The organism is Brevibacterium sediminis (assembly GCF_024895295.1).
GTDB lineage: Bacteria > Actinomycetota > Actinomycetes > Actinomycetales > Brevibacteriaceae > Brevibacterium > Brevibacterium sediminis.
In genome coordinates this window covers 148,709-165,842 of record NZ_JAHQRN010000008.1, presented here as the reverse complement: position 1 = coordinate 165,842, position 17,134 = coordinate 148,709, and the positions used below count along the sequence as shown (strand labels likewise).

13 protein-coding genes are annotated in these 17,134 nt (G+C 66.3%); 9 read left to right on the top strand and 4 right to left on the bottom strand.

The features are described from left to right. Positions 1–9: 9 nt before the first annotated feature. The gene (locus KTJ89_RS16950) at positions 10–1,980 is read right to left on the bottom strand and encodes a M13 family metallopeptidase (RefSeq protein WP_259358583.1); all 1,971 of its coding nucleotides are present in this window, start codon (positions 1,978–1,980) and stop codon (positions 10–12) included. A gap of 52 nt (positions 1,981–2,032) precedes the next feature. On the opposite strand from KTJ89_RS16950, the gene KTJ89_RS16945 reads away from it, so the two are divergent. Further along, on the top strand, positions 2,033–2,548 hold the full coding sequence (locus KTJ89_RS16945) for a low molecular weight protein-tyrosine-phosphatase (protein WP_139470328.1): 516 nt from the start codon (positions 2,033–2,035) through the stop codon (positions 2,546–2,548). Positions 2,549–2,613: 65 nt separating this feature from the next. After that, positions 2,614–3,261: a copper resistance CopC family protein gene (locus tag KTJ89_RS16940; RefSeq protein WP_229664247.1), complete on the top strand. Its 648-nt coding sequence runs from the start codon at positions 2,614–2,616 to the stop codon at positions 3,259–3,261. 193 nt (positions 3,262–3,454) lie between these two features. Here KTJ89_RS16940 and KTJ89_RS16935 read toward each other — a convergent pair whose 3' ends face one another. After that, positions 3,455–4,636 carry a PQQ-dependent sugar dehydrogenase gene (locus KTJ89_RS16935; protein WP_259358582.1) on the bottom strand — a complete coding sequence of 394 codons (1,182 nt, stop codon included), beginning with the start codon at positions 4,634–4,636 and terminating at the stop codon, positions 3,455–3,457. A gap of 193 nt (positions 4,637–4,829) precedes the next feature. On the opposite strand from KTJ89_RS16935, the gene KTJ89_RS16930 reads away from it, so the two are divergent. Then, the gene (locus KTJ89_RS16930; RefSeq protein WP_259358581.1) at positions 4,830–5,816 is read left to right on the top strand and encodes an LLM class flavin-dependent oxidoreductase; all 987 of its coding nucleotides are present in this window, start codon (positions 4,830–4,832) and stop codon (positions 5,814–5,816) included. A gap of 110 nt (positions 5,817–5,926) precedes the next feature. Beyond that, on the top strand, positions 5,927–6,496 hold the full coding sequence (locus KTJ89_RS16925) for a GNAT family N-acetyltransferase (protein WP_216657127.1): 570 nt from the start codon (positions 5,927–5,929) through the stop codon (positions 6,494–6,496). Positions 6,497–6,525: 29 nt separating this feature from the next. Here the strand turns inward: KTJ89_RS16925 and KTJ89_RS16920 are convergent, their stop codons facing one another. Next, the gene (locus KTJ89_RS16920; protein ID WP_259358580.1) at positions 6,526–7,479 is read right to left on the bottom strand and encodes a LysR family transcriptional regulator; all 954 of its coding nucleotides are present in this window, start codon (positions 7,477–7,479) and stop codon (positions 6,526–6,528) included. 103 nt (positions 7,480–7,582) lie between these two features. Between KTJ89_RS16920 and KTJ89_RS16915 the strand changes: the two genes are divergently transcribed. Then, on the top strand, positions 7,583–9,340 hold the full coding sequence (locus KTJ89_RS16915; RefSeq protein WP_259358579.1) for an FAD-binding protein: 1,758 nt from the start codon (positions 7,583–7,585) through the stop codon (positions 9,338–9,340). Positions 9,341–9,555: 215 nt separating this feature from the next. Beyond that, a complete protein-coding gene (gene hchA, locus KTJ89_RS16910) occupies positions 9,556–10,422 on the top strand; it encodes a glyoxalase III HchA (RefSeq protein ID WP_259358578.1) in 867 nt (288 codons plus the stop codon). Between the two features lie 173 nt (positions 10,423–10,595). Here hchA and KTJ89_RS16905 read toward each other — a convergent pair whose 3' ends face one another. Then, complete coding sequence (locus KTJ89_RS16905; protein WP_259358577.1) at positions 10,596–11,915, bottom strand: FAD-binding oxidoreductase; 1,320 nt, start codon at positions 11,913–11,915, stop codon at positions 10,596–10,598. A 106-nt stretch (positions 11,916–12,021) separates the two neighbouring features. Between KTJ89_RS16905 and KTJ89_RS16900 the strand changes: the two genes are divergently transcribed. The 3 genes from KTJ89_RS16900 to kdpB all read left to right on the top strand — a co-directional run bounded on the left by KTJ89_RS16900 (position 12,022) and on the right by kdpB (position 17,085). Next, entirely contained in the window at positions 12,022–12,996 is a 975-nt protein-coding gene (locus tag KTJ89_RS16900) for a sigma-70 family RNA polymerase sigma factor (RefSeq protein ID WP_259358576.1), read from the top strand. A 263-nt stretch (positions 12,997–13,259) separates the two neighbouring features. After that, positions 13,260–14,996, top strand: coding sequence for a potassium-transporting ATPase subunit KdpA (kdpA, locus tag KTJ89_RS16895; protein WP_259358575.1), 1,737 nt, complete (start codon positions 13,260–13,262; stop codon positions 14,994–14,996). 1 nt (position 14,997) lies between these two features. Continuing rightward, positions 14,998–17,085, top strand: coding sequence for a potassium-transporting ATPase subunit KdpB (gene kdpB, locus KTJ89_RS16890; RefSeq protein ID WP_259358574.1), 2,088 nt, complete (start codon positions 14,998–15,000; stop codon positions 17,083–17,085). Positions 17,086–17,134 lie beyond the last annotated feature (49 nt).

Below are 17,134 nucleotides of genomic sequence, written 5' to 3'. Positions count from 1 at the left end.
AGGTAGCAATTACCAGATGGTGACTCGCTGGTCGGGGGCTAAGTACATGCCGTCGCCCTCTGCCACGCCGTAGGTGTCGTGGAAGGCGGTCATGTTCTTCACGACCTGGTTGCAGCGGAACTCCTCCGGCGAATGCGGGTCGATCGACAGCCTGCGCACACGCTCCTCGGTGCGCATCTTCGACCGCCATGCCTTCGCCCATGCCTCGAAGAACGCCTTCGCCTGCTCGGCCGACGGCGCCACCGGCACGCCCGGAGTGCCCGCCCGTTCGCCGAGTTCGAGCTCGAGCGCCTTCCACCCGATCGACAGACCACCGAGGTCGCCGATGTTCTCACCGACCGTCAGCGCCCCGTTGACGTGCTGATTCGGTTCGAGACCTGTCGGGACCAGCTCTTCGTACTGGGCGATGAGTGCGTTCGTGCGCTCCTCGAACAGGGTCCGATCCGATTCGGTCCACCAGTCGACGAGGTTGCCGTCACCGTCATAGCGCGATCCCTGATCGTCGAACCCGTGACCGATCTCGTGGCCGATGACCGCGCCGATCGCTCCGAAGTTTGCGGCCACCTCACCGGAGGCGTCGAAGAACGGCGGCTGCAGGATGGCCGCCGGGAAGACGATCTCGTTCATCACCGGGTGGTAGTAGGCGTTGACCGTCTGCGGGGTCATCAGCCATTCCGTGCGGTCGATGGGCCCGCCGATCCGCTTCACCTGCCGCACATGCTCGGCCTGCGAGCAGCGACGCACGTTGCCCACCAGGTCGGAGGAGTCGATCGCGGCCGGGTACTCCCGCCACACCTCCGGGTAGCCGACCTTCGGGGTGAACTTCGAGAGCTTGACCAGGGCGCGTTCCTTCGTCTCCTCGCTCATCCAGTCGAGCTCGCGGATCGACTTGTCATAGGCCTTGATGAGCATGCCCACGAGGTGGTCGATCGCGTCCTTGGACGACGGCGGGAACTCAGCTGAGACGTAGAGTTTGCCCACGGCCTCACCGAGGTAGCCCTCGACGAGGCTGACCCCGCGCTTCCAGCGCTCCCGCAGGGCAGGAGTGCCCGAGAGAGCGCGGGAGTTGAAGTCGAAGTTCTCCTCGACGAACTCATCGGAGAGCAGCGAGGCGGTGTCGGAGACTACGACGAAGCGCAGCCACGTCTTGATGGTCTCGATGTCGGTCTCTGCCCACACCTTCGCCATGCCCGTGACGAATGAGGGCTGGGAGACCACGAGGTACTTCAGATCAGACGCATCGGCGGTGAGGATCCCCAGGTAGGAGTCGAAGTCGAACTCGGGTCCGAGGTCGCGCAGCTCGGAGATCGAATACTTGTTGTACGTCTTCTCCGCATCACGGCAGGCCACGCGGTCCCAGTGGTGGCGTGCGAGTTCGGTCTCGAACGTCATCACCTTGGCGGCCACCTCGGCGTCGGAGATTCCGGACTTCTCGCCGAGGCCGGCAAGGGCCGCGATCTTCTGTACGTGGGCGAGGAATTTCGCGCGCACCTCGGCGTGGTCGTCGTTGAAGTAGTAGTCCTCGTCGGGCAGGGAGATGCCGGCCTGGACGAGATAGAGGGCGTAGACGTCGGAGTCCTTCGCATCGGCGGTGACGTACCCACCGAGCAGACCGCCGATACCCTCGGTCTCCAACCGGGCGAGAAGGGCGGCGAGCTCAGACTTGTCCTCGGCGGCGTCGATGGCTGCGAACGTCGAGGTCAGCGGGGCGACTCCTAGTTCGTTGATGCGATCGACATCCATGAACGAGGTGAACAGGTCGGCGACCTTCTGCCCCTCGGAGCCCGGCTCCTGCGGGGCGTCGGACACGGAGGTGATGATGTCGCGGACCTTGGTCTCTGCGGTGTCGAAGAGCTCACGCATGGCTCCGTCGCCGGCCCGGTCATCGGGGATCGTGAACGAGTCGATCCACTCGCCGTTGATGTGCTGGTACAGGTCGTCCTGAGGCCTGATCGAGGTCAGTGAGGTTTCAGAAGTCATGGCCCCACAGTATCGTGATCAGAGCCCCGCACGCCCTGCCCGAGGAGGAGATATGAGTCTGGCATCCGTCGTTTTCGTGTGCACCGGCAACATCTGCCGATCCGTCACCGCCGAACGTGTGCTCTTACATCACCTGGCCGATACCGGCGCCGAGGCGGTCGTCGACTCCGCCGGCATCAGCGACGAGGAGGCCGGCAACCCCATCGACCCACGTCAGGCGCGTGTGCTCGCCGCGGCCGGCTACCGCACCGACGATCACGTCGCTCGGCAGATCACCCCCGAATGGTTGGCCGACCGCGATCTGGCGGTGGCGATGACCGCCCGCCACTATCGTGCCCTGGAGCGGATGATCTCAGGTCTTCCCGCCGAGGCGGCCCCGGAGCTGCGGATGCTACGCGAGTTCGATCCGCGGGTGGCCGGGGTCGAGGGCGACGGTGTTCCGGCGCCGGATGTCGAGGATCCCTGGTACGGCGAATTCAAGGATTTCGAAGAAACTCTTGAGACAATTGAAGTGTCCGTGCCGGGAATCACGGATCGTCTGCGCGCGCTGGCCGCGAAAACTCAGTGATACTAGTAGGCACAAGCTTGCTGACACGACCGACATCGCAGGTACGCCTCGAAGGAGAAACTCTCATGACTCGTCTCATGACACGACAGAACTGGTCCGCTCTCAGGCTGGGCTTCGCCGCCCTGCTGGTGGCCGCGATGAGCGTGTTCGCATTCGCCCCCGCCGCCAGTGCCCATGATCAGCTGGTGTCGTCGAATCCCGAGGACGGTGCCGAACTCGATCAGCAGCCCAAATGGCTCGAGATGACCTTCTCCGGCGACATCCAGGAAGTCGGCTCCGAGGTCAAGGTCGTCGTCGACGGCAAGGATGTCTCCGCAGGTGAGCTGACCGTTGAGGGCAAGAAACTCAGCGTCGCTCTGCCCGATGATCTCAAACCCGGCGACTACAAGGTCACCTGGCGCGTGGTGTCGCAGGACGGCCACCCGATCTCCGGTGACTACTCGTTCGCGATCAAGGATGCCGAAGGCGCCGGCGGTGATGTCAAGGAATCGTCCGGAGAGTCGACGAAGGCCGGACTCGGCGGCGGAGTCGTCGACGAACCCGGCAAGGACACCGAGGATCGCGGCGAGATCGGCGAGTCCACCGGCAGCGACTCCGGAATGTCGACGCCGATGATCGTGCTGCTGTCTGTCGGCGGCCTGGCCATCATCGTCATCGTCGTTCTGCTCATGCGTCGCAAGTCCCAGGGCCTGCCCGGCACCAAGGACAACTGAGCGAGGACTCCCACACAGCACGTCTGACACGAGGCCCCGAACGCGAAGAGCGTTCGGGGCCTCGGTGTATCCGGTCCGTGGTGGAATCGGCGGCGATCTCGTTCAAGCGTCAGCGCGGTTATGGCGAGGTACACCGGCTGATAAGTGTGCTTCGCCTTGAAGGAGAGGCTAGTGAGGCGATCGGGCCGGCACCTCAGGGTGTGAAACGCAGGAGACGGTCGTCGTCCGGGCCGGGTTCTCCGCGACCGTCGGTGTTGTTCGTCAGCACGAGCAGCGACCCGTCGGGCGCTTCGACCACATCGCGCAGTCGCCCATGCTCGCCGCTCCACAGCTCTGACGACGACTTCAGATCGTCGAGCGGAACCTGGTGCAGGCGCTCACCGCGCAGCCCGGCGATGAGGATGCTGTCATCGGTGATGGCCAGGCCGCTGGGGCTCGCTTGGTCGGGGGACCACTGCTGCACCGGGTCGATGAAATCACCGTCCCCGTCACCGGAGCCGCCGTCACTCGCACCGTTGCCCTCGGCGATGCCTTCGACCTCGGGCCATCCATAATTCCCGCCGGCTTCGATGACGTTGAGTTCGTCCCACGTGTCCTGCCCGAATTCCGAGGCGTACATCGTGCCCTCGTCGTCCCACCCGATGCCCTGCGGATTCCGGTGCCCCATGCTGAAGACGAGCGAATCGCCGAAAGGATTGTCATCGGGAACGTCGCCGTCGGGCGTCATGCGCAGAATCTTTCCCGACAGCGCATCCTCGTCCTGCGCACTGTCGCGATCACCCGTATCGCCGAGAGTGGCATAGAGCATTCCGTCGGGTCCGAACGCGAGCCGCCCGCCGTTGTGGAAGTTCGCGGTCGGCAGCCCGTCGAGGATCGTCTTCTCCTCACTCAGGGACAGATTCCCGGCCTCGCCGAGGAGGTCGAACCGTACGACCCGGTTCTCCGTCCCAGCGGCGAAGAAGGCGTAGAGACGGTCATCGTCGACGGCGAGACCGTGGAGGCCTGCCTCTCCCGAGGCCGAGGCATCATCGATCCGGCCGACCTCGCGAGCGTCTCCACCTGCGGAGACTTCGAGGATGCGACCCGAATCGCGTTCGCTGACCAGCATGGTCTGCCCGTGGAAGGCGATCGACCACGGGGATTCGAGTCCGGTGGCGACGACCTCGGGGGAGCCCGCGCCCGGTGCTGACGATGTGGACCCGGTGTCAGATGATCCGGAACCATCGCTCGCCGAGGCGGCCCCCGCCGCTGACTCGTCCCGACCGTCGGTCTCGCCGGAGTCCGAATCGGAGGAACAGGCGCTGAGGACGACGGCCAGGGACATGGCGGCACCGGTGAGGAGCCGCCGGGTGCGGAAGTGTGCTGAGGTGCTCATGATCTCGCCTTCATCGGGGAGTCCGGTGGCACAAGACTATCCGTCGGCCGCTCAAGAACTGAACCGCTTGCCGCCGACTGGGACCGTCTGCACAGGAATAGAACCGTCTGCTCGGACTGTTGCCTCAAATGACTGAAATTCTGCGACTGCATCCCGCAACCGCACCGTACACCCACCGAAGGAGCCTTCCGCCTTGTCCGTTCCGTTGAACATCCTCGATCTTGTCTCCATCCGGGAAGGAGCGACCGCGCGCGAGGGCATCTCCGAGTCGATGACGAACGCGAAGCTCGCCGACGAACTGGGATACAAGCGCCTGTGGTTCGCCGAGCACCACAACACGATGGGCCTGGCTGCCAGCGCCACAGCACTGCTCATCTCTCAGGCCGCCTCGGTGACGGAGAAGATCCGGGTCGGATCCGGCGGTGTCATGCTGCCCAACCACGCGCCACTCATGGTGGCCGAACAGTACGGAACGCTCGCGAATATCCACGGTGATCGCATCGACTTGGGCCTCGGGCGCGCACCAGGCACGGACGGGATGACCGCGCAGGCGCTCGCCCGATCCTCGGCAGAACCACAGGACTTCGCACAGAACATCTATGACATGCAGGGCTGGTTTTCCGAGACAGGGCAGGCGCACACGATGCCGATCAAGTCCGCGGTCTCGGCGGGGATGAACGTGCCCATCTGGGTGCTCGGATCGACGATGAACGGCGCCTCGATCGCCGGCCAATTGGGCCTCCCGTTCTCCCTGGCCTCGCACTTCGCGCCCGACCAGATCGACATCGCGATCAAGACCTACCGCGATTCGTTCACCGCCGATGCGCCGACCGCCCAGATCGACGAACCCTACGTCATGGCCGGGATCAACGTCATGGTCGCCGATACCGACGCCGAGGCGGCCCGCCAGTTCACCTCGGTGCAGCAGATGTTCAACGACATGCGCACAGGCCGCCGCCGCAATCTGCAGCCCCCGGTCGACCCGGCCGAGATCTATGCGCAGGGCGGAACGAGCCCGATGCTGTCCATCAGCGCCGTCGGCTCACCGGATACTGCGACCGCGCAGATGGCCGAGTTCGTCGAACGCACCGGCGCCGACGAACTCATCACCGTCACCTACGCCTACGACCCTGAGGTGCAGCGCCGGTCGCTGGAGCTGCTCGCCGACGCCTGGTTCTGAGGCGACGACTGAGCGGACCCCAGGCTGGGGCGCGAGCCGCCGTTCGGCCATTGGCTGTGGACATCGACGGTGTCGGCGAACCCGTCGAACCGCGGTAGATTGGTATCGTGATGATTGCCGTGCGTGAGGCGACTGCCGCCGATGTCCCCGCCGCCGCAGGAGTGCTCTCCAGAGCCTTTGATGAATACTCCTGGACGCGGTGGTCGGTGCCGGCCGACCGCTATCGCGCGCGGCTGGAGGAGCTGCAGGCGATTTATCTCGCCCACGCGGTCGAGTGCGGGCTGGTGATCGTCGAGGAGAAGTACCGGGGCGTGGCGGCCTTCGTGCCCCCGGAAGCTCCCGACCTTAACTCCGAGCGACAGAACCGCGTGAGCGAGCTGCTCGGTGATCGCCTCGAGGTGCTGATGGCCACACACCTGCCGTCGCGGCCCCACGCCGCGTGGGATCTCGCCACCATCGGTGTGGAACCCGACAGCTGGGGGTCGGGCATCGCGTCGGCGATCCTCGCCGAAGGTCTGCGCCGGATGGACACGATCGGCTCCCTGGTGTCGCTGGAGACGTCGGATCCGCGCAATGTCGCTCTCTACGTCCGATTCGGTTTCAGTACCATCGCCGAGACGCAGGTGCCGAACGGTCCGAAGGTCTCGACCATGGTCCGCACGCTTTCGACTGAAGCATAGAGGCACTCCGTCCTCACCGAGGCTCGACCTCACCCCACCAGGCGCACATGCGCCGCCAGTCCGGGTTCGGTGTCGGCGAGCGTGCGGGCGGTGGACAGGACCGTCGACTCCATCGCCGAGGCGGCCCTGGTCGCCCGCACGTCCGCGCGCGTCGCGAGGCTGACCGTCCGCGTCAGCTGCGGATCGGCCAGGGGCGCCGAGTCAAGCAATGGCCGGTCGACGAGGACCATTGCCGGGACGATCGCGACCCCGAGGCCGCGCTCGACGAACCGCAGCGCCGCATCCATCTCCACCCCTTCGACGACGACTCGGGGGCTCAGTCCGGCCGTCTCGAACGCTGCGGAGGTCGCCTCCCTGAGGTCGTAGCCATGATGGAACAGGACCTGGGGACGGTCGGCCACCTCGGCGAGGGTGATCCCATCGGTCTGCGCACGGTCTGAGTTAAGCAGATCGGAACCGGCGGCGGCGATGACGACGAGATCCTCGGCGAGGATCCCGCGCAGGCTGAGCCTCGGCAGCTGCGGGGCGAGGTCGAAGGTGCGGGTGATGAGCGCGAGGTCGAGTTCGCCGCCGGCCAGTGACTCGATGAGCTCACGAGAGCCTTTTTCGACGAGCTCGAGTTCGACGCCGGGATGGGCCGTGTGGAACCGGCTGATCGCCTCGGCCACGAGGCTCACGCACAGGGTCGGGGTCGCACCGAGCCGGACGCGACCGCGCCGCAGACCGGCGAGCTCGTCCATGTCGCGGCGGACCGCCTCGGCATCGGCGAGCATGCGTTTCGCCGTCGGCAGCAGGGTCTGGCCGGCGTCAGTGAGTGTGATGTGTCCGTGCGCGCGGTGGAAGAGCTCGGCCCCGAGTTCCTTCTCCAACGTCGAGATCTGTCGGGACAGCGAGGGCTGGGCCAAATGGAGCGTCGCGGCGGCTTTCGTGAAATGGCCGGTGGCGGCCACCTCGGCGAAGCTTCTCAGCTGTTCGAGGTTCATCGTGGGTCTCCGTGCAGGTCAGACATGGCAATAGTCTATCGCTATCGACTTGACTCAAACAATGCATTGGACGTATGGAGTGGGTGGTTCCATAGTGGAATCCATGCACACCACACAGGGCGGACCCCGCCGAAAAGAACACTCCATCTCCACCTCGGTGCTGGTCATCGGAACCGGCGGATCGGGCCTGCGGGCCGCGATCGAGGTCGCCGAAGCCGGCGCCGATGTCCTTGCCGTCGGCAAACGGCCGAAGGAGGACGCGCACACCTCGCTGGCCGCCGGCGGCATCAACGCGGCCCTGGCGACGATGGACCCGGACGACACGTGGCAGCAGCATGCTGCCGATACGATCAAGGAATCCTATGACCTCGCCAACCCCCGGACCGTCGAAATCGTCACCCAGGGAGCAGCCGAAGGCATCGCTGACCTGGAGCGATATGGAATGGACTTCGCGAAGGAGGACGACGGTCGGATCTCTCAGCGCTTCTTCGGCGCCCACACCTGGCGTCGCACCGCTTTCGCCGGCGACTACACGGGGCTGGAAATCCAGCGCACCCTCATTCGTCGCGCCGAAGCCTTAGACATCCCGATCCTCGACCGCGTCTACATCACGAAGCTGCTCGTCGCCGACGGCCGCATCTTCGGCGCCTTCGGCTTCGACGTCATCGACGGCACCGGCTACCGGATCTACGCCGACGCCGTCATCCTCGCCGCCGGCGGACACAACCGGATCTGGAGGCGGACCTCTTCGCGTCGGGATGAGAATACCGGTGACTCCTTCCGTCTGGCCGTCGAAGCCGGTGCCCGGCTGCGCGATGCCGAGCTCGTCCAGTTCCACCCCTCGGGCATCATCGAACCCGAGAACGCCGCCGGCACGCTGGTCTCCGAGGCGGCCCGCGGTGAAGGTGGGATCCTGCGCAACGGTCTGGGGGAGCGGTTCATGGAACGCTACGACCCGCAGCGCATGGAGCTCTCCACCCGTGACCGGGTGGCGCTCGCCGCCTACACGGAGATCGCCGAGGGGCGCGGCACCGAGAACGGCGGCGTGTGGCTCGACGTGTCCCATCTGCCGCGCGAGACCATCATGAACCGGCTGCCCCGAGTGTTCCAGACGCTCATGGAGACCCAGATGCTCGACATCACGGCCTCGCCGATCGAGATCGCGCCGACCGCGCACTACTCGATGGGCGGAGTGTGGGTCGACCCGGTCGATCACAGCACCGACGTCGAAGGTCTGTGGGCCATCGGTGAGGCCTCGTCCGGTCTGCACGGGGCGAACCGGTTGGGCGGGAACTCGCTCATCGAGCTGCTCGTCTTCGGCCGGATCGTCGGGCGGTCCGCCGTTGCGTACTCCGATTCGTTGGAGGCGCAGGTGCGGTCGCATGCCGCGGTCGACGAGGCCAGAGCGGAGATCTCCGATCTGCTGGCCTCCGAAGGAACGGAGAACGTGCGGGCGTTGCAGCGGGAGGTCCGCAACCTCATGACCGAGCACGCCGGAGTCGTTCGCGACGAGGCCGGACTGCTCGCCGGGCTGGAGAAGCTCGCCGGCATCGAAGCGCGGATGGCCGACGTCGGCATCCACCCGGACATCGCCGGATTCGCCGATCTCTCCCACGCCTTCGACCTGCGGTCCTCGGTGCTCGCGGCCCGCGCGACGCTCGAATGTGCGCTGGAGCGGCGAGAGACCCGCGGCTGCCACAACCGCAGCGACTACCCGGACCAGGACCCGAACCTGCAGGTCAACTTGGTTTGGTCGCCGTCGGCCGGAGTCATCCGCGAGTCGATCCCAGAAGTGTCTGCGGATGTCGCGGCCCTCATGCACACTGGCGAAATCAGCCAAGAAGGCAAACTCGTCGAATAATTACTACCTGACGGCGGCCCAGCAACCTCGCGCGAGGTTGCTGGGCCGCCGTCAGGTAGTTCTGGGAGGGGTGGGGTCCAGCGATCGGCTTATCCTCCTGCGCCCGTTGGTCCGATTCGTTGGCGGCGTCTCTCCGTGTGTCGTATGCTGACAGGTCAGTCGATGCACCGACGACACCGACATGCAAGTGAGCCACACGAGCGAAAGGTGAAGACATGACTGACAGCGACAACTCTCAGGACCGGAGCCCAGCGCCCGACCAGGCGGAGGCCAACGCCTTCTTCCCGAGCTCGTACTCGCTCTCCCAGTACACGTCGAGCAGGACCGATTTCGACGGCCCCGTCACCGAGGAGACATACACGGGCGGGAAGTGGAAGATCCTCACGATCGCCACCGACGAGCGGTACATGCTCATGAAGAATGGCACATTCTTCTCCACCGGCAACCATCCCGTCGAGACGCTGCTGCCACTCCACCACATGGCCGAGGCTGGCTACGAGATCGATGTGGCCACCGTCAGCGGCGGACCCGGAAAATTCGAATGGTGGGCCTACCCCGGGCAGGACGAGGCCATCGCGTCGGCATGGTCGAGCGCCGAGGCGAAATTCAAGGCTCCGCTGAGGCTCTCCGACGTCATCGCGAACGGCCTCGACGACTACGCCGCGATCTTCATCCCGGGCGGTCACGGTGCCCTGAACGTCATCCCCTTCGACCAGGACGTGCAGGCTGCCCTGGACTTCTTCCTGGACAACGACAGGCTCATCATCACCCTCTGTCATGGTCCGGCGGCATTGTTGGCCGCGGGCCTCGGTCGCTCCACGAATCCCTTTGCCGGCTACCGTGTCACCGCGTTTCCGGACGCACTCGACTTCGGAGCGAACCTCGACATCGGCTATCTGCCTGGCGAGATGCCATGGGCTCTCGGCGAGACGTTGAAGAAGGATGGCATCGAGATCATCAACGATGAGATGACCGGTGCCACCACACGCGACCGCAACCTCCTGACCGGAGACAGTCCGCTCGCGGCGAATCAGCTCGGAAAAGAGTCTGTGATCGCGCTCTTGGAGAGTTTCGGCGGCTGAGACCTTCGCCGTTCAGCGTTCTGCCAGACGACCGCGACGCCACTGAGTACGTACTGCTCTGGGCGCATTCAGCGATGTCACGGTGATTCAGAGACGCGGCCGACGGCGGCCCAGCAACCTCGCGCGAGGTTGCTGGGCCGCCGTCATGTAGTACTGGGGGTCTGGGAACGCGGTCAGTCGGCGATGCTGAAGTTGCCGCGGAAGACCCGACCCGGGTCCCGTTCCTCTTTGAGTCGGCGTAGCCGTGTGAGGGACTCCTCGGGCAAAGCGTCGGCGAGGCCCTCGTGTGGATTGAGGAACGTGACGGGTTTGCGTCCACTGGCAGGCAATGCCCGCGCCAGATCGGCCTGCTTCTGCTCGATCGACTCCGCGGCCGCCTCGGTGACGGGAAGACCGAACATATAGACGCTGTACGGCTCGTCCAGGGCGCCGTGCGGGTTGTCGGTCGGCTGCGCCAACGCGCCGCCGAGGTGCCTGACCTGCACCGACAGAAGCGGGTCGATGGGCGAATCGAGGAGCGTGTCCAGGGTGTCATCGTCAAGGGACGTGAGCAGCTCGGCGCGGGAGCTGCCGACTCCGGGGTCGGTCGGTTCGGCCGTAATCGCACCCAATTCGGCGACGCTCATCTGCGCCCGGGTATCCGACAGCGGCGTCGGCAGGGTCTCGAGTGGGCGCATAAGCTCACGTGCTTCCTCCCCTCCGCCGAGGTACGTCGAGTCGATGGCGACCATCGGCTCCGAGCCTGGGAAATGGAGGAGTTCCAACCACAGGGTCAGCCCCTCGGGAACGGTGTGAGTCATCGTGCGGAACACCTCGGCGACCTGCCTGGCGTGATCGCCGGACCAGAGCACACGCCCGCCGAAGACATCAGGGGCGGCCTGCAGTCCGACCTCAAGACCGGTCACGATGGCGAGCTCGCTTCCACCTCCGCGCAACGCCCAGAACAGGTCCGGATCATCGGTCGCGGAGACGCGGCGAGCCCGCCCGTCGGCGTCGACGACGTCGAATGCGCGGATGCTGTCGCCGACCCATCCGAAGGATCGGCCGAACCAGCTCAGGCCGCCGCCCAGGGCGACCCCGGCGACGGTTACCACCGGGGAGCTGCCCGGCAGGCCGGTCAGCCCGTGTTCTGCCGCCGCTCTCTGCAGTTCGCCGGATTTCACACCCGCGCCGATCGTCGCCGTGCGCTGTGCGGGGGTGACGTCAATGCGGTCGAGGCGGGTCGTACGCAACAAGATCGTGTCGTCGGCCCGCCCGGTCGCTCCGTGGCCGGTCGGCTGGGTGGCGATCGGCAGGCTTCGTTCGCGGGCCCAGTTCACGAGGGTGACGACGTCGGTGACGTCGGCGGCTTCGACGACGGCGAGGACGTTCTGGCCGACGGCCCGGTTCCACGGGCGGTGGACCTCGTCGAATTCCGAGTCGCCGGGAAACCAGGTGCGACCCTGGACAGTGGCGCGAAGCTCGTCAAGAATGGTGATCGGCAGAACAGTCATGATGACTCCTTGGCTGGTGTTGGTGATCAGGCCGACGTGTGCCGGACTCAACGATGAGTCGCAGCTCGGCCCGAAAACGTGACAAGCGTTCGTCGTCAGGATCCCAATGTCATCGGAGACATCACCGCAGACCCTCGCCGAGGTGGCCGACCAGTTCTCCTCGCATCGACCGAAGATGTTCGCCATCGCTCACCGCACCCTCGGTTCCCCGTGGGCCGCCGACGATGCCGTGCAGGAGGCGTGGATCCGTTTGCAGCGAGCCGATATCGCGGCCATCGACAACCTCGAGGCGTGGCTGACGACGGTCATCTCGCGAGTCTGCATCGACGCCATTCGCCGTGATGCCGCAAGACGTGAGGATCTGCACTGGGAAGCATCGGACGACGACGCAGTCCCGGACCATGACTCGACGGGCGAAGCACCCGGCACGGCCAGCACTCCCGGAGGTGGTGGGGGAGGAAGCGGCGTCCGCACCGATCGACCGGAGGACAGCGCCGTGCTCCGAGACGACCTCACGGTGGCTCTGCACGTCATCCTCGACACTCTCGGTCCCTTGGAGCGGCTGGCGTTGGTGCTTCATGACATCTTCGCCCTGGCCTATGACGACATCGCCCCGATCGTCGACCGCAGCCCGGTCGCTGCTCGTCAGCTCGCATCCCGGGCCCGCGCACGCCTGCGCAAAGTGGATGCGGCGGAGGTCCGACACCGGCAGGAAACCGCCATCACCTCCTTCCTCGAGGCGGCTCGCGGAGGGGACTTCGGCGGCCTCCTCCAGCTGCTCGACCCAGAGATCGAGGTGCGCAGCGACCCTGCTGCCGTGAGTCTCGCCCAGGCTGGCGCCGAATTCGGTGCCCCACTCATCCGCCCCGAGGTCGTCGGCCGTGATGCTGTGGCCCGGGTGTTCAACGGGCGAGCGAAGGCCACCGAACTGGTCAGCATCGACGGAGTTCCCGCGGCCGCCTATATCTCCGACGGTGTCGCCCGGGCACTCTATCTGTTCCACTTCGCCGACGGCCGAGTCGCGTCCGTCGACGTCATCGCCGACGACGAGACCCTCCGGCACCTCCTCATCACCCAATAACCACTCCCAGGACTACCTGACGGCGGCCCAGCAACCTCGCGCGAGGTTGCTGGGCCGCCGTCAGGTAGCAATTGGGGTGTTGGGGTTGTGTTGGGAGGTGTCAAGATCGCGTTAAGATCGCCCGCCGTCCGGGGCGCACCGCGGTGAGATGAACGCATGTCACTCACCCCATCGCCGAGGCGGTCGGCCGATCGTTCGAACGCGCGGTCCCGCATTCGCTGCGAACACTCGCGCCCCCACCTCCCCTGCAGGGAGGGCCGCCCATGAGCTGGTTCACCGGCATCACGCAGATCCTGCTCGTCCTCGCCCTCCTCGCCGCCGCTCACGTTCCCCTGGGCACCTACATGGCCCGGGTGTTCCTGTCGACGTCCGACACCCGCGCCGAGGCGCTGCTCTATCGTCTCACCGGCGTCGACTCCACCTCAGAACAGCGGTGGCGGGTCTATTTCCTCTCTGTGCTGACGTTCTCGGCCGTCTCGATCGTGGTCCTCTTCGGGCTGCTCCGACTCCAACACCTCCTCCCGCTGTCCAACGGGCGACCCGCCGTCCCCGACGATCAGGCACTCAACACCGCGGTCTCCTTCGTCACGAACACGAACTGGCAGTCCTACGCCGGTGAGACGACGATGGGCTTCCTCACCCAGATGGCCGGCCTCGCCGTCCAGAACTTCGTCTCCGCCGCCGTCGGCATCGCCGTGGCCGTCGCCCTCATCCGCGGCCTCATGCGCTCGAACTCTCTGTTCATCGGCAACTTCTGGGTCGACCTCACCCGTGCCACCCTGCGCATCCTGCTCCCGATCTCGGTGATCTTCGCGATCATCTACATCGGCCTCGGCGTCACCGACAACCTCACCCCCGACCAGGTCGTCCACACCGTCACCGGAGGAGCCCAGGCAACCCAGACCATTCCCGGCGGTCCCGATGCCAGCCAGGAGGTCATCAAACACCTCGGCACCAACGGCGGCGGCTTCTTCAACGCGAACTCCGCCCACCCGCTCTCCGCCCCGTCCGCCCTGGTCAACCTCGCGAACATCTTCCTCATCCTCCTCATTCCCTCGGCACTGCCGCGCACCTTCGGCATCATGGTCGGCAGCCGCAAGCAGGGGTGGGCGATCCTCGCGGCCATGGCCGCCTTCTTCCTCATCTCCCTGACCGCCGTCATCGTCCTCGAAACAGCAAACACCACTCCCGCCTCCCAGGCGGCAGGTGCGGCGATGGAGGGACGTGAGACCCGCTTCGGCGTCATCCCCTCGGCCTTCTTCGCCGTGGCCACGACGCTGACCTCGACGGGAGCCACCGATTCGGCGCACTCAAGCTACTCCGGCCTCGGCGGCGGAGTGCTCATGCTCAACATGATGATCGGCGAGATCGCGCCCGGCGGCGTCGGCTCCGGCCTCTACGGCATGCTCATCATCGCGATCATCGCCGTCTTCGTCTGCGGACTCATGGTCGGTCGCACCCCGGAATTCCTCGGCAAACGCATCGGCCGGACCGAGATCACACTGGCGAGCGTCTTCATCCTCGTCTCCCCGGCCCTCGCGCTGCTCGGCACCGCCGCGGCCACTCTATGGCCCGGCACGATCGACTCGATCCTCAACACCACCGCCACCCACGCGGCAACCACAACAGCCGCCGCCACAGCCGCAGCCGCCGGCAACACCCCGCAGCTCAACCCCCACGCACTGTCCGAGCTCCTCTACGCCTTCACCTCGGCGGCGAACAACAACGGATCCGCCTTCGCCGGGCTGGACGCGAACACCCCGTTCTTCAACATCGCCCTGGCCATCGTGATGCTGCTGGGCCGCCTCGTGCCGATCGGCGCCGTGCTCGCACTCGCCGGGTCACTGGCCGGACAGACCCCCGCCGAGGCGAGCCCGGGCACCCTGCCCACCCACCGACCTCTGTTCGTCGGGGTCGTCGTCGGCATCGGCTTCGTCATCAGCGCCCTCACCTTCCTCCCCGTGCTCGCACTGGGACCGATCAACGAAGGACTCATGTGAGATGAGAACCATCACCGCCCCCGCCCTGGCCCAGGCGAGCCTCCTCGGACTGAAGAAGCTCGACCCGCGCACCGCCTGGCGCAACCCCGTGATGTTCCTCGTCGAGATCGGCGCGTGTCTCACCCTCATCCTCGCGATCATCGACCCCAACCGTTTCACCTGGGCGATCAGCATCTGGCTCTTCCTCACTGTCGTCTTCGCCAACACCGCCGAGGCGCTCGCCGAAGGGCGCGGCAAGGCTCAGGCCGACTCCCTGCGCGCCAGCCGGGTGAGCGTCGACGCGACCCGCGTGCTCTCAGGCGGGCACACCGAAACCGTGCCCGCCTCCACGCTGCAGGCCGGGGACCGAGTGCTCGTCACCGCCGGAGAGACGATCCCCGCAGACGGCGACGTCATCGAGGGGGCAGCTACCGTCGACGAATCCGCCATCACCGGCGAATCCGCACCCGTCATCCGCGAGGCCGGCGGTGACCGGTGCGCCGTGACCGGCGGGACGAGGGCGCTCTCCGACTCGATCACTGTGACCGTGACCGCGAGCCCCGGCGAGAGCTTCCTCGACCGGATGATCTCCATGGTCGAGGGCGCGAACCGGCAGAAGACCCCCAACGAGGTGGCCCTCGGCGTCTTCCTCTCCGTGCTCACCCTCATCTTCATCCTCGTGGTCACAAGCCTCGCCCCGATCGCCGCGTTCTCCGGTGCCCCGCAGCCGCTGACCGTGCTCATCGCCCTCCTCGTCTGCCTCATCCCGACGACGATCGGCGCGCTGCTCTCGGCGATCGGCATCGCCGGAATGGATCGACTCGTCGCGGCGAACGTGCTCGCGAAGTCCGGTCGCGCCGTCGAGGCCGCCGGCGACGTGTCCACACTGCTGCTCGACAAGACCGGCACGATCACGATGGGCGACCGGCAGGCGACCGACTTCGTCCCCCTCGGACCGACCACCCCGGATGACCTCGCCGAGGCGGCCCGACTGTCATCGTTGGCCGATGACACCCCTGAGGGCCGATCCGTCGTCACCCTCGCGGAAGCGGAGTTCCGGATCGATGCGACGGGTCTCGAAGCCTTTCCCGGGGCCGAGTTCATCCCGTTCTCGGCGACCACCCGCCTGTCCGGAATCGTCCTCCCCGCTGTCTCGGGCACCCGCACCGTGGTCAAAGGTGCGGCGAAAGAGGTCATCGCCTGGGCCCGCGACCGCGGGGCCACCATCCCCGACTCAGCGACCGCCGAGGTCGAGCGCATCAACACCGGAGGCGGCACCGCCCTCCTCGTCGCCGAGGCGGTCGACGACCCGGTCCCGGGGTCAGGATCCGAGGTCGACCGCACGGTCGCCTCGGCGAGGGAATCGGGCACGCCCGCACGGGTGCTCGGAGTCATCGATCTGCGCGATATCGTCAAACCGGGCATGGCCGAGCGCTTCGCGACCCTGCGTCGGATGGGGATCAGGACGGTGATGATCACCGGCGACAACGAACTCACCGCCCGGGCGATCGCCCGTGAGGCCGGCGTCGACGACTTCCTCGCCGAGGCGACCCCGGAGGACAAGCTCGCCCTCATCAAGAGAGAGCAGGCGGGGTCTCGGATGGTCGCGATGACCGGGGATGGGACGAACGACGCACCCGCGCTCGCGCAGGCCGACGTCGGGGTCGCGATGAACACGGGCACGACCGCGGCGAAGGAGGCCGGCAACCTCGTCGACCTCGACTCGGATCCGACGAAGCTCATCGACATCGTCGGGATCGGCAAGCAGCTGCTCATCACGCGCGGAGCGCTGACGACGTTCTCGATCGCCAACGACGTCGCGAAGTATTTCGCGATCATCCCGGCGATGTTCCTGACCGCGTTCCCCGGACTCGGGGCGCTCAACATCATGGGTCTGCACAGCCCCGCCTCGGCGATCCTGTCAGCGGTGATCTTCAACGCGCTCATCATTCTCGTCCTCATCCCCGTCGCCTTGCGCGGGGTCCGGTTCCGGGCGCTGACGGCCTCGGCGCTGCTGCGGATGAACCTTCTCGTCTTCGGTCTCGGCGGGCTCATCGTCCCCTTTCTCGGCATCAAAGTCATCGACCTCGTCATCGCGCCGCTGCTCTGATTCCGCTGTTCTGATTCCTCCTCTCCCGTCCACACAGAAAGGACACCCG

What these genes read in the sequence shown, in the direction of transcription:
- KTJ89_RS16915 (WP_259358579.1), top strand. Translation starts at nt 7,583, where the DNA reads ATGCACACCACACAGGGCGGACCCCGCCGAAAAGAACACTCCATCTCC.
- KTJ89_RS16935 (WP_259358582.1), bottom strand. Translation starts at nt 4,636, where the DNA reads ATGAGCACCTCAGCACACTTCCGCACCCGGCGGCTCCTCACCGGTGCC.
- kdpA (WP_259358575.1), top strand. Translation starts at nt 13,260, where the DNA reads ATGAGCTGGTTCACCGGCATCACGCAGATCCTGCTCGTCCTCGCCCTC.
- KTJ89_RS16900 (WP_259358576.1), top strand. Translation starts at nt 12,022, where the DNA reads ATGTCATCGGAGACATCACCGCAGACCCTCGCCGAGGTGGCCGACCAG.
- KTJ89_RS16940 (WP_229664247.1), top strand. Translation starts at nt 2,614, where the DNA reads ATGACTCGTCTCATGACACGACAGAACTGGTCCGCTCTCAGGCTGGGC.
- KTJ89_RS16920 (WP_259358580.1), bottom strand. Translation starts at nt 7,479, where the DNA reads ATGAACCTCGAACAGCTGAGAAGCTTCGCCGAGGTGGCCGCCACCGGC.
- hchA (WP_259358578.1), top strand. Translation starts at nt 9,556, where the DNA reads ATGACTGACAGCGACAACTCTCAGGACCGGAGCCCAGCGCCCGACCAG.
- KTJ89_RS16945 (WP_139470328.1), top strand. Translation starts at nt 2,033, where the DNA reads ATGAGTCTGGCATCCGTCGTTTTCGTGTGCACCGGCAACATCTGCCGA.
- KTJ89_RS16950 (WP_259358583.1), bottom strand. Translation starts at nt 1,980, where the DNA reads ATGACTTCTGAAACCTCACTGACCTCGATCAGGCCTCAGGACGACCTG.
- KTJ89_RS16905 (WP_259358577.1), bottom strand. Translation starts at nt 11,915, where the DNA reads ATGACTGTTCTGCCGATCACCATTCTTGACGAGCTTCGCGCCACTGTC.
- KTJ89_RS16925 (WP_216657127.1), top strand. Translation starts at nt 5,927, where the DNA reads ATGATTGCCGTGCGTGAGGCGACTGCCGCCGATGTCCCCGCCGCCGCA.
- kdpB (WP_259358574.1), top strand. Translation starts at nt 14,998, where the DNA reads ATGAGAACCATCACCGCCCCCGCCCTGGCCCAGGCGAGCCTCCTCGGA.